The 11,856-nt window shown below is 62.6% G+C and carries 12 protein-coding genes; 8 read left to right on the plus strand and 4 right to left on the minus strand.

From position 1 onward, the window contains the following. Positions 1-249, minus strand: coding sequence for a hypothetical protein (locus tag ACODR6_RS01055; RefSeq protein ID WP_203429217.1), 249 nt, complete (start codon positions 247-249; stop codon positions 1-3). A 122-nt stretch (positions 250-371) separates the two neighbouring features. Here ACODR6_RS01055 and ACODR6_RS01060 point away from each other — a divergent pair, with 122 nt between their 5' ends. The 4 genes from ACODR6_RS01060 to ACODR6_RS01075 are packed head-to-tail and all read left to right on the plus strand — an operon-like array spanning position 372 to position 2,708. After that, positions 372-746: a YciI family protein gene (locus tag ACODR6_RS01060; protein WP_489020131.1), complete on the plus strand. Its 375-nt coding sequence runs from the start codon at positions 372-374 to the stop codon at positions 744-746. Continuing rightward, entirely contained in the window at positions 743-1,102 is a 360-nt protein-coding gene (locus ACODR6_RS01065) for a YciI family protein (protein ID WP_489020133.1), read from the plus strand. Before ACODR6_RS01060 ends, ACODR6_RS01065 begins: the two co-directional genes overlap by 4 nt. Positions 1,103-1,106: 4 nt before the next feature. Beyond that, complete coding sequence (locus tag ACODR6_RS01070) at positions 1,107-1,466, plus strand: YciI family protein (RefSeq protein ID WP_130278609.1); 360 nt, start codon at positions 1,107-1,109, stop codon at positions 1,464-1,466. Between the two features lie 3 nt (positions 1,467-1,469). Continuing rightward, the gene (locus ACODR6_RS01075) at positions 1,470-2,708 is read left to right on the plus strand and encodes an RNA polymerase sigma factor (RefSeq protein WP_489020135.1); all 1,239 of its coding nucleotides are present in this window, start codon (positions 1,470-1,472) and stop codon (positions 2,706-2,708) included. On the opposite strand, the gene ACODR6_RS01080 is transcribed toward ACODR6_RS01075, so the two are convergent. After that, positions 2,676-3,638, minus strand: coding sequence for a lysylphosphatidylglycerol synthase domain-containing protein (locus ACODR6_RS01080; RefSeq protein ID WP_489020699.1), 963 nt, complete (start codon positions 3,636-3,638; stop codon positions 2,676-2,678). The genes ACODR6_RS01075 and ACODR6_RS01080 overlap by 33 nt on opposite strands. Before the next feature lie 83 nt (positions 3,639-3,721). On the opposite strand from ACODR6_RS01080, the gene ACODR6_RS01085 reads away from it, so the two are divergent. The 3 genes from ACODR6_RS01085 to ACODR6_RS01095 are packed head-to-tail and all read left to right on the plus strand — an operon-like array spanning position 3,722 to position 7,740. After that, a complete protein-coding gene (locus ACODR6_RS01085; protein ID WP_489020137.1) occupies positions 3,722-4,726 on the plus strand; it encodes a glycosyltransferase family 2 protein in 1,005 nt (334 codons plus the stop codon). Then, a complete protein-coding gene (locus tag ACODR6_RS01090; RefSeq protein ID WP_489020139.1) occupies positions 4,710-6,230 on the plus strand; it encodes a glycosyltransferase family 39 protein in 1,521 nt (506 codons plus the stop codon). Before ACODR6_RS01085 ends, ACODR6_RS01090 begins: the two co-directional genes overlap by 17 nt. A 1-nt stretch (position 6,231) precedes the next feature. Then, on the plus strand, positions 6,232-7,740 hold the full coding sequence (locus ACODR6_RS01095) for a glycosyltransferase family 39 protein (protein ID WP_489020141.1): 1,509 nt from the start codon (positions 6,232-6,234) through the stop codon (positions 7,738-7,740). On the opposite strand, the gene ACODR6_RS01100 is transcribed toward ACODR6_RS01095, so the two are convergent. Next, complete coding sequence (locus tag ACODR6_RS01100; RefSeq protein ID WP_489020143.1) at positions 7,737-9,104, minus strand: aspartate aminotransferase family protein; 1,368 nt, start codon at positions 9,102-9,104, stop codon at positions 7,737-7,739. The genes ACODR6_RS01095 and ACODR6_RS01100 overlap by 4 nt on opposite strands. Positions 9,105-9,187: 83 nt before the next feature. Between ACODR6_RS01100 and ACODR6_RS01105 the strand changes: the two genes are divergently transcribed. After that, positions 9,188-10,540: a glutamine synthetase family protein gene (locus ACODR6_RS01105; RefSeq protein WP_489020145.1), complete on the plus strand. Its 1,353-nt coding sequence runs from the start codon at positions 9,188-9,190 to the stop codon at positions 10,538-10,540. A gap of 267 nt (positions 10,541-10,807) precedes the next feature. Here the strand turns inward: ACODR6_RS01105 and ACODR6_RS01110 are convergent, their stop codons facing one another. Further along, complete coding sequence (locus ACODR6_RS01110; protein ID WP_203429226.1) at positions 10,808-11,752, minus strand: diacylglycerol/lipid kinase family protein; 945 nt, start codon at positions 11,750-11,752, stop codon at positions 10,808-10,810. Positions 11,753-11,856: the final 104 nt, after the last annotated feature.

Genomic DNA, 11,856 nt, shown 5'->3' on the forward strand with positions numbered 1-11,856 from the left:
CTACCTGACATCGCGGTCCGCAATCACCTGCGGACCGCTGTCTGCGGGGCTCGACAGTTCGAGCCCCGAGATGACGGCCGCGAACACCGCGACGGCAAACATCAGGCGCACGAGCAGGCCGCGCAGATCGAAGCCCTGCATGTCATAATATTCGTCAGCGCTGACCGGCGCTCTTTTGCGCGCGGCCCAGCTTGCAATTCCAATCTCAAGAATTCCCATGATCGTGACTCCAATGGTTTCGACGATCATGGTCGTTTGCGCCTCCGTCCTTTCGACAGCGGAAGCCCAACAAAGATTTTTCCCGCGCCTGTCGATTTCCGCCTAGTCTCTTCGTCCAAGGGCTGTGAGAGGCAGCCAGGAGGAAAGCCGCAATGCGATATCTATGCCAGGTATGGTTCGAGCCATCGGTGCTCGAACGGATGAGTGATGAGGAAAAAAGGACACTCGACCGGGATTCGGCCGGATACGATCTCGACCTGGAGGTCAGCGGCCATATGATCCATGCCGAAGCGCTGCAGGCGCCGAGCGCGGCGGTGACCGTCAAGGTCCGCGACGGCGAGATGGCGATGACCGACGGTCCCTTTGCCGAGACCAAGGAACAGCTCGGCGGCTTCATCCTGATCGAAGCCAAGGATCTCAACGATGCGATCCGGGCTGCGGCCGGCATTCCGCTGGCGAAATACGGCTCGATCGAAGTCCGGCCGGTCCATGACTTCAAGAGCAAGCTGCAGGAGGCCGCGCGATGAAATTCCTCTGCCAGATCTGGTTCGATACCGAAAAGAGCAAGCAGGTGACCCAGGCCGAGTGGGACAGGCTGACGGAGCAATGCATCCTCAGCGACAACCGCTGGCGCGACAGCGGACACCTGCTGACCGCGCTCGCGTTGCGCGAGCCGGAGAGCGCGGTGACCGTTCGCGTGACGAATGGAACGCTCAATGCTACCGACGGGCCGTTTGCGGAGATCAAGGAACATCTCGGCGGCTTCGTGCTGATCGAGGCCCGGGACATCAGCCAAGCGACCGAGATCGCCTCGGCCTTCCCGATCGTCGAATATGCGTCGATCGAGGTGCGGCCGGCCTATTCGATCGAAGACGGGGTGTGAGCCGATGCGCTATCTCTGCCTCATCTACAATTCCGCCGACCGCGACGGAACGCTGACACGGGCCGAAGGGCATCAGCTGGTCGCCGACCATTTCCGTTTCGACGAGGAGCTACGTGCCGACGGGACGATGATCCATGCCGACGCGCTGCAGCCGCCGGAGACGGCGACGGTGCTGCGGGTGCGGGACAACCAGCTGCAGGCGACCGACGGCCCCTACGCCGAGACCAAGGAGCATCTTGCCGGGTTCTACGTCATCGAGGCGCCCGACGATAAAGCGGCAAAAGAGATCGCCGCGCGAATCCCGTCGGCGCGTTTCGGAGCGGTCGAGGTCCGGCCGGTGCGGCTTCTGACATTGCCGGAGTAGCGCTTGGACAGGGTCATCGAGGATATCTACCGCTCGCAGTCGCGCCGGGTTCTGGCGACGCTGATCCGCCTGCTCGGCGATTTCGACCGGGCGGAGGAAGCGCTGCACGACGCCTTTGCCGAGGCGGCGCGAACCTGGCCGCGCGACGGCATTCCCGGCAATCCGGTGTCCTGGCTGGTTTCGGCCGGGCGCTTCCGGGCGATCGACCATATCCGCCGCCGGGCGCGTTTCGACGCGTCCGTGCAGGACATCGAGGACAGCCTTTATCCCGCAACAGAGGAGGCAGACGACATGGACGCGATTGCCGACGACATGCTGCGGCTGATCTTCACTTGCTGCCATCCCGTCATTCCTGCCGAGGCGCAGGTGGCAATGGCGCTGCGCGAAGTCTGCGGCCTGACGACGGAAGAGATCGCCCATGCCTTCCTCGTCCCCGCGCCGACGGTGGCACAGCGGATCGTGCGGGCGAAGAACCGGATCCGCGCGGCGGAGATCCCCTACGAGGTGCCGGAAAAGCCTGAACTGCCGGAGCGGCTCGACCGGGTGCTGCACGTTATCTACCTGGTCTTCAACGAGGGCTATTCGGCCTCTTCAGGCAGCGCAGTCGTGCGCAGCGGCTTGACGGGTGAAGCGATCCGGCTGGCGCGGCTGGTCGGCGAGCTGCTGCCGCATAGGGATATCGACGGGCTCCTGTCGCTGATGCTGCTGCAGGATTCGCGGCGGCAGGCGCGATCGAGCGATGACGGGCGCCTGGTGCTGCTCGACGAGCAGGACCGCTCCGCCTGGGATCGCGGCAAGATCATCGAAGGGCTACAGCTGCTGCAGCGCGCGATGGCTGGCGAAGAGGTCGGGCTCTATACGGTGCAGGCGGCGATCGCCGCCGAGCACTCGAAAGCGGCGACGCCAGAAGCCACCAACTGGCGGCAGATCGCCCGCTATTATGATCTGCTTGCGAAAGCCCAGCCCTCGCCCATCGTGGCGCTGAACCGGGCGGTGGCGATCGCCATGTCCGAGGGTTTCGAACAGGGTCTGGCGATTATCGACGGCATCCTGCAATCCGGCGATCTCGAGCGCTATCATCTGGCGCATTCGGCGCGCGCCGATTTCCTGCGCCGCCTCGGACGGATCGCGGAGGCAATCGAGGCCTATGAGCGTGCACTGTCGCTCTGCCAGCAGGAGCCGGAGCGAAACTTCCTGAGGAAGCGGATCTCAGAGCTGACGGCGGCGGCCGAAGGGCAGTGAGATCGCGGTTCCCGTCAGGGCCGAGACGATGATCAGCAGATGCGCATTGATGCTCGCCTGCGCCAGTGCCGCCAGCGCTTCCTTCCCGCCCAAGGCGCCGAAAGCGACTGCACCGGCGGTGATGCCGGCCGGATAGGTGCCGACGCCGCCCGGTGCATGAACCGGCAGAACGGACGAGAGCTCGCCGCCAAGCGCGCCGCCAAAGCTCGCGGCCAGCGGCAGCACGCCCATCAGGCTGAGAGCCCAGGCAAGGACCAGAACCTTCACCAGCCAGTTCACCGCGGTCATCGCCCAGGCACGCGCAAAGGCGATGCCATCGACCGGCAGGCCGTTCTCGATCTCGGCCAGAAAGCCCTGCGCCTTCTTCGGCGCAAGCTTGAAGCCGAAGCGCAGCAGCGGTTTGCGGACGATGAAGGCTGCGACCGGGAGCACCAGGAAGGCCGCCCAGATGATCCATGCAATCAAGCCGTTACCCGCTTCGCTTGCCAAACCGATTCCGGCTGCCGCAAGCAATGCATGAAGATCGAGCAGGCGCATGACGAGAAGCGCCGAGGTGCCGCGCGCCAGCGGAATGCCGAACTCGGTGCGCATCAGCAGCGGAAAGCTGGTCTCGCCGCTGCGGAAAGGCAGCATGATGTTGAGCAGGTTATGGATCTGGGTGACGCGGAACAGCGTGCGGAACTGGCCTGATGTCTCGCGCGGGAAGTAATCGAGGATGCGCCAGGTGCGCAGGAAATAGGTGCTGGTCAAGAGAACGAGCGCGATGACGATCGGCAGGACGCCGACGGCTGCCCATTGCGCCAGGATGGAGGACCAGCCCCAAAACCATTCGATGAAGAGTGCATAGGCTGCGACAATCACAACGGTGAGCAACGTCATGCGATTGCGTGCGAACCAGGATTGTCGGCTAGCGCCAACCGGAGAGTTCATGTAGTAGGCATCCTGACTTTGGGCGGCGACGGCCGCCTGCTTGGCCATGAACGGCCTTTTAGGAGCAATAAGAGTTGCAGACAATGTCAGAGTCGCTTTCGACCGCAAATGATGCCGGAGCGCCGCTTGAGCTTTCGCTCGTGGTTCCGATCTTCAACGAAGAAGAAAGCGTCGGCCCGCTCGTCGAGCGCATTTGCGAGGCAATGGCCCAGTATCCGAGCAGCTGGGAGCTGATCCTGGTCGATGACGGCAGCACCGATGCGACGCTCGTCAACGCCAAGAAATATGCCGGCCGCGCCGGGCTCACGCTGCGCATCGTCGAGCTGCAGCGCAATTTCGGCCAGACGGCCGCCATGCAGGCCGGTATCGATACGGCCCGTGGCCGCCTGATCGCCACCATGGACGGCGACCTGCAGAACGACCCGAAGGACATTCCTTCGATGGTCTCCGAACTCGAGCGCCGCGAACTCGACCTGCTGGTCGGCTGGCGCAAGAACCGCCAGGATGGCCTGCTGCTGCGCAAGATCCCCTCCTGGTGCGCCAATTATCTGATCGGCCGCATCACCGGCGTGAAGCTGCACGATTACGGCTGCAGCCTGAAAATCTACCGTGCCTCGATCATCAAGCAGGTGAAGCTGATGGGCGAAATGCACCGCTTCATCCCGGCATGGGTCGCCGGCGTCGTGCCGAGCTCGCGCATCGGCGAAGTGCCGGTGACGCATCACGCGCGCCAGCACGGTGTGTCGAAGTACGGCATTTCGCGCACCTTCCGCGTGATCCTCGACCTGCTGTCGGTGATGTTCTTCATGCGCTATAAGGCGCGTCCCGGCCACTTCTTCGGTTCGCTCGGTCTCGGCTTCGGCGCGATCGCGGCACTGATCCTGCTTTATCTGTTCTTCGACAAGTTCATCCTCGGCAACGACATCGGCACGCGCCCGATGCTGATGGTCGGCGTCGTCTTCCTGCTGTCCTCGGTGCAGCTGATCACCACCGGCATCCTCGCCGAAATGATCGCCCGCACCTACTACCGCGACGACGCCTCGCCGAACTACATCGTCCGGCAGATCTTCGATGGAAGCCAGAGTTAAGGCTCAGCCGGGTATCCACCCGGTCCAATCGTTCGGCAGATCGATCGGCAACGCACTCATTCTGCTTGCCGCCTACTTTCTGCTGAACATTGCCCTTCGCGTCGCGCTCCCGCATTCGCTGGAGCTCGACGAGGCAGAGCAGATCTTCTACTCGCAATATCTGCTCGCCGGGTACGGACCGCAGGCGCCGTTCTACAACTGGCTGCAATATGCGATCGTCGCGGTCGTCGGACCGTCGATCTGGGCGCTGACCGTGCCCAAGAACATCCTGCTGTTTCTCTGCTACGTCTTCTACGGGCTGGCGGGACGCGAGGTCCTGAAGGACCGCTCCGTGCAGGCGGCGTCGATGCTGGCGCTCCTGACACTGCCGCAGGTTGCCTACATGCCGCAGCAGGACCTGACGCATACGGTCGCCCTGCTCTGCGCCACCTCGCTGTTCCTGTTCGGTTTTTTCCGTACACTCGAAAGACCGAGTTTCGGCAGCTACATGCTGCTCGGCATCGCCACCGGCATTGCCGTCATCTCGAAATACAATTTTGCGCTCATGCCGCTGATCGCGATCGCCGCTGCGATCCCGGACCGCGAGTGGCGCCAGCGTCTCTTCGACTGGCGAATCCTGCCGGCGCTTGCAGTCTCGCTCGCAATCGCCTCGCCGCATCTGCTGTGGCTTTACAGCAATGTCGATCTGGCAACCGCGGGAACGCTGAGCAAGATGGTCGATCGGCGTGAGGCAAGCGACGTCTTTCCGGCCGGCGAAGGGCTGCTTTCGTTCGTCATCGCGCTCATCGCTTTTTCAGCACTGACAATCGTGATCTTCGCCGCCTCCTTCCGGCGCGACCTTATCCGCGCCTTGAAAGCCGGGGATCGCTGGACACGGCTGATGGAGCGGATGATTGCGATCAGCCTGATCGCAATCATTGGCGTGATCCTGGTGACCGGCACCACACACATTCGCGAACGCTGGCTCGACCCGTTCCTGCTCGTCCTGCCGCTCTATATGTTCCGCAAGCTCGAAGTATCCGGCGCCGACTTCGGCCTGCCGATTCGCCGCTTCCTTCGCGCCGTCCCGATCCTGATGATAGTGGTGGTCGCCATCCTCGCCATACGAGTGGTGGCAGGGGAATACATCGGCTCATACACAAAGCTGAACGTTCCCTTTGCAACATTGGCAAGATCGCTCGCCAGCCAGGGACGGCCGGCACTCATCATGGCCGACGATCATTATGTCGGTGGCAATCTCCGGCTCCAGTTTCCCGGTACGCCAATCATCATCCCGGATTTTCCTGATCGAGGCATTTCCGTGGATGCCATAAACGCGAGCCCCCTGCTCCTCGTCTGGCGGAGCAAGAACGGCCAGGATGCACCGATGCCAAAAGCGTTTTCGGCCTGGATGAGCGAGAACAAGATCGAGCCAAGCGACCTCGGCACGCTCGCGCTCCCCTATTATCTCGGCAAGAGCGGTGACACGTTCACCTTTGGCTACGCTTGGGTTGGGCGCAAATAGAATGAACAGCACCGTTAACGCCGGCAAGAGCGGGATCGGCTGGGTTTTCGTCCTGCTGGCTGGCTACTTCATCCTGCAGGTCATCGTGCGGATCGTCATGCCGCCGACGCTCGGCCTCGACGAAGCGGAGCAAGCCTTTCGATCGCAATGGCTGGCCGCCGGGTATGGACCGCAGCCGCCGTTCTACAATTGGCTGCAATATGCGATCTTCTCGTTCAGCGGCATCTCCGTGCTCGCGCTTGCCGCGACGAAAAACACGCTTCTCTTCATTTCCTATCTGCTCTACGGGCTGACGGCGAGGCGGTTGCTACGAAACGATGCGCTCGCCGCAATCGCGACGCTCGGGCTTCTTACACTGCCTCAAGTGGCGTTCGAGATGCAGCGCGACCTGACGCACACGGTCGCGGTGTTCTTCTCCGGATGCCTGTTCCTCTATGGCTTCATCCGGGCGCTCCACAAAGGCGATACGCTGGCCTATGTCGTTACCGGCCTCGGGATCGGCCTCGGGTTCCTCTCGAAATACAATTTCGCACTTCTGCCGATTTCCGCGCTGCTTGCCGTTCTCTTCGATCAGCAGATGCGCAAGCGGGTGTTCGACTGGCGCATTGCGCTGACGGCACTCGTCACCATCGCGATCGCCACGCCGCACCTGTTCTGGCTGAAGGATAACCTCGGCTTTGCCACCGCTCGCACGCTCGAAAAGCTAACGGATAGCGGCGATGCAAGCTATGTCATGCAGGTACTGACCGGCACGGGTTCGCTGCTGCTTGCAGTCATCGGCTTTTGCGCGGTGACCTTGCTCATATTCGCGATCGTCTTTCGCAAACCACTACTCTCCGCCTTTTCGGGGAGCTCGGCATGGACGCGCCTCTTCGGACGCATGATGCTCTTTTCGATGCTCGGCATTCTCATGCTGGTCTTCTTCGGCGGCGCCTCGCAGGTCAAGGACCGGTGGCTAGTGCCGCTGTTCTTCGTCATGCCGCTCTATCTGGCGCTGAAAATCGAAGCATCGAAGATCGATGTTGCCCAAGCACTTCGCCGCTTCATGCCGATCGCCGTGATCATCATGATTGCAGTCCCCTCGATCCTTATCGGCCGCATCGCGATGGCGAGCTTCAACGGGGACTACGAGCGGCTCAACACGCCTTACCTGCGCCTCGCCGAAGCGCTGCGGCAGCAGACCAATCCCGCTGCTATTGTTGCGGACACCAGCCTGCTTGGCGGCAACCTTCGGAAAGACCTTTTCCCCGTCACTGTCACTGCCCTGGACTATGCCGCCTTCAACCCAAAAGTTTCGATCTCGAAAGAACATCCTTTGCTGATCGTGTGGCAGCAGCGAAAGAGGGAGGAGACCGCCTTGCCGGCAAAGGCCGCGGAATGGCTGGCCGCGAGACCGGAGTTCAGCGGCTCCGTCCAGCAGCTTTCAGCGATCGATGTGCCGTATTTCTACGCCAAGGGTAACGACACCTACCGGTTCGGCTATGCGCTGATCGCGCCGCCTGCCCCCTAACCGCGCAATTCCTTCCACGCCGCATCCAGCGCGATCTTCGTGATCCGCGCCATCTCGTCGACCTCCGCATGGCTGATGATCAGCGGCGGCGAGGCCAGCATGCGGTCGGCGGTGGCGCGCAGTACCAGGCCGTTGGCGAGCGCGTGGTTGCGGACCAGCGAGCCGATGGCGTCGGGCTTTTCGAAGCGGGTGCGGGTCTTCTTGTCGGCGGTGAGCTGCAGGGCGGCCATCAGGCCGACGCTTGCGGCTTCGCCGACGAGGTCGTGATCGGCGAGTGCGCCCCAGGCTTTCGCGAAATAGGGGCCGATGTCGTCGCGGACGCGCTCGACCAGTTTCTCGTCCTCGATGATGCGCAGGTTTTCCAGCGCGGCGGCGGCGCAGACGGGGTGGCCGGAATAGGTGAAGCCGTGGTTGAAATCGCCGACATCGTTGATCAGGACATCGGCGACGCGGTCGGACACCAGCACGCCGCCGATCGGCAGGTAGCCTGAGGACAGGCCCTTGGCGATCGGGGCAAGATCGGGCTCGACGCCGTAATATTGATGGCCGAACCATTCGCCGAGGCGGCCGAAGCCGCAGATCACCTCGTCGGTGACCAGCAGGATGTTGCGCGCCTTGCAGATGCGGGCGATCTCCGGCCAGTAGGTCTCCGGCGGGACGATGACACCGGCAGCACCCTGGATCGGCTCGGCGACGAAGGCGGCTACATTCTCCTCGCCGAGCTCGTCGATCTTCGCTTCCAGCTCGCGGGCGACCTTCAGGCCGAATTCGGCGGGCGAGAGATCGCCGCCCTCACCGTACCAGTAGGGCTGGCCGATATGGACGATCCCCGGGATCGGCAGGTCGCCCTGCTCGTGCATGTATTTCATGCCGCCGAGGCTGGCACCGGCGACGGTCGAGCCGTGATAGCCGTTCCGGCGGGCGATGACCGTCTTCTTCGAAGGCTTGCCGACAGCGCTCCAATACACGCGCGCCATGCGGAACCAGGTGTCGTTGGCCTCCGAGCCGGAGCCGGTGAAGAAGACGTGGTTGAAGCGCTCTCCGGCATGGGCGGTGACCTTCTCGGCGAGCAGCGTCGTCGGCGTGCTCGTGGTGCCGAAGAAGGTGTTGTAATAGGGCAGATCGTTCATCTGCCGGGAGACCGCATCGGTGATTTCCTTGCGGCCATAGCCGACATTGACGCACCAGAGACCGGCGAAACCATCCAGATATTTCTTGCCTTGATTATCCCAGATATGGACGCCTTCGCCGCGCTCGATGATGCGCGTGCCGTCCGCGTTGAGCTTTTTCATGTCCGAGAAGGGGTGAAGATGATGGGCGGCATCAAGGGCGGCGAGATTTGAGCGCTGGTAAGTATCGGACATGATTTGCGAAACACCTGCAGAGATTGAAAGGATCTTCCCAATGGGTTACGACCTTGGCCTGCTCAGAGGGGATTTTCAAGATCATGACGGCTGACAAGATGCACGGCAAAGCTGCAACTGACGAGCCTTGGATCGAAATCATGCTTGTCGGCATGAACGGCGACCTGCGCGGCAAGCGCATTCCGCTCGATGCACAGAAGAAGGTCTGGGCCGGTGAGGTGCGCCTGCCCTCCTCGACGCAGTCGCTGGATATCTGGGGCGACGACAATGACGACATTACCGGCCTGTCGCTGACGATCGGCGATCCCGACGGCCTTTGCATCCCCGACCAGCGCAGCCTGGCGCCGCTGCCCTGGGCGCCCGAGGGCTCGATGCAGGTGCTGGCGACGATGCACGAATTCGACGGCAGCCCGAGCTTCATGGATCCGCGCGCCATCCTCGCTTCGGTGCTGAAGCGTTATGACGAGCGCGGATTGACGCCCGTCGTCGCCACCGAGCTGGAATTCTACGTCGTCGAGCAGGACTGGCTGGAAACCGGCCGCCCCTCCCCGCCGAAGAAGCTCACCTATCGCGGCGAGCCGAACGGCTATCAGCTCTACGACATGAGCGCGACGGATGCGCTCGACGACTATCTCAAGACCGTGCGTGGCTATGCGAGCGCGATGGAGCTGCCCGCCGATGCGACGACGGCAGAATTCGGCCCCGGCCAGTTCGAGATCAACCTGCTGCACCGGCCGGATGCGCTGGCAGCCGCAGACGACTGCATCTATCTGAAGCGCGTCGCCGAGCAGGCAGCGAAGCGGCACGGCCTGAAATCCACCTGCATGGCCAAGCCCTATTCCGACCATGCCGGCTCCGGCCTGCATGTTCACGCGAGCATCATCGACAAGGATGGCCGCAATATTCTGGACGCCAGGGGCGGCGAGCCTAAGTTGCTGAAGTCAGTCGCCGCCGGCATGCTGAAATCGATGCGCGAGGCGCAGCTGGTCTTCGCGCCCTTCGCCAATTCCTACCGCCGCTTTCAGCCGGGGTCGTTTGCGCCTGTTGATCTCACCTGGGGTTATGGGCATCGCGGCACGGCGATCCGCATCCCGGATATGAATGGCCCGGCGGCCCGTGTCGAGCATCGCGTCGCCGGAGCCGACGCCAATCCCTATCTGCTGCTGACAGCAATCCTCGGCGGCATGCTGTTTGGTCTCGACGGCGATCTCGACCCGGGCGAAGAGACGACGCCTTCGCATGTGCCTGAGAATACCGAGCGGCTGACGCATGATTTCCTGACGGCGGTTGAAGCCTTCCGCGCATCGCCCTTCATCAAGGATGTCTTCGGCGCGCGCTATCAGAAGCTCTACGGCGATACGAAATACAAGGAAGCGCTGGCCCATCTGCGCACCGTGTCTGATTTCGACTACCGCACCTACTTGCCGCGGATCTAGAGCGTTTCCTGGTTATATTGAAGCATTCTGCCGGAGCAGGTTTTCGACAGGGCAAAGGCGATTGGCGAAGGGCATACCCCTAGGTACGGTCGAGCCAATCGCCTTTGATCCTGGCGGAAAGATGCCCGGCCCGGAGGGTTGGCTGAAACGGGCCGCCTGATCGACCGGCTGGCTTGGCCGTAGATCTGGGCTACGACGCGCGCCAGCCGGTCGACCATTCGACTCCGTTTGAGCCAACAGAACGCTTCAATATAACCAGGAAACGCTCTAGGCGGCAGGCTCCCGCCGTTCCGTCTCGTCGTTCTGCGCGGCGAGACCCTGCCTGACGAGAACCTTCAGCTCTTCCGGGTGCAGCTGCAGGCGGATGTCGCGCTCAAGCGGCAGCAATTCGCCATCCATGACGCAATTGGATTTGGCGCGCATCTTCGGGAAATGCAGATGCACCTCGGCCGGATGCATCACCATGACATCAGCGTTATCGCGGACCTTGCCGCGCAGCATATCGAAGGCGAGCCTCGCGACGCCCATCGGCCGCAGCGGCTTCGCAGTATAGAAGCCGAGTTCGCCGCTGCGCAGATTGTCGGCATAGAGCAGCGCGTTTTCGCCGAAGGGATTGTTGGAGACCGAGACTGCCGAGACGCGGCGGCGCTCGCGGACACCCAGCGCCTCGAACTCGACCTCGAATTCCGGCGGGTTCATCACCACGCCGAAGGCGGCGCGGGTGCTGGCGCGCATCTTTCCGAGGCGGGAGCGGAAGCTGTAGGAATTGCGGTAGCGCACCATGCGGGCGTGAAGACCGGCGGAGAACTGGTGGATGAAGGGGCGGCCGTTGGCGCTGGCGATATCGACGTGATCGACCTCGCCGAAGGCCAGCGTATCCAGCGCCTGCCAGATATCGAGCGGCACTTTCAGCGAGCGGGCGAAAAGGTTCATCGTGCCGGCAGGGATGACGCCGAGCGCAACGCCGTTCTTCCAGGCGATCGAGGCAGCCGCCGAAATCGTGCCGTCGCCGCCACCGGCAACGATGCCGTCGATATCGTCGCGGCGGGCGGCGCGTTCCATGGCCGGAACGATCTCCTTGCCGGGAAAAACGATGGCTTCGAAGTCATGGCCAGCCTCGCGGAATGTCGCCTCGGCCTGCCGCTCATAGGCTTCCATATCCGTGGTGCGGAACGTGCCACCATCCTTGTTAAAAAAACCGACAAGCTTCATGCGGTATCCATGCCCCCACGGCGAATTGCAAATCACAGCTAGAGATGGTTTTGCGATAGGCGATTTCAAGCGCGCAGCTAGTTTGCGCAGTGCGGCGGCAAGCC

It is taken from the genome of Rhizobium sp. FG96, assembly GCF_057808655.1.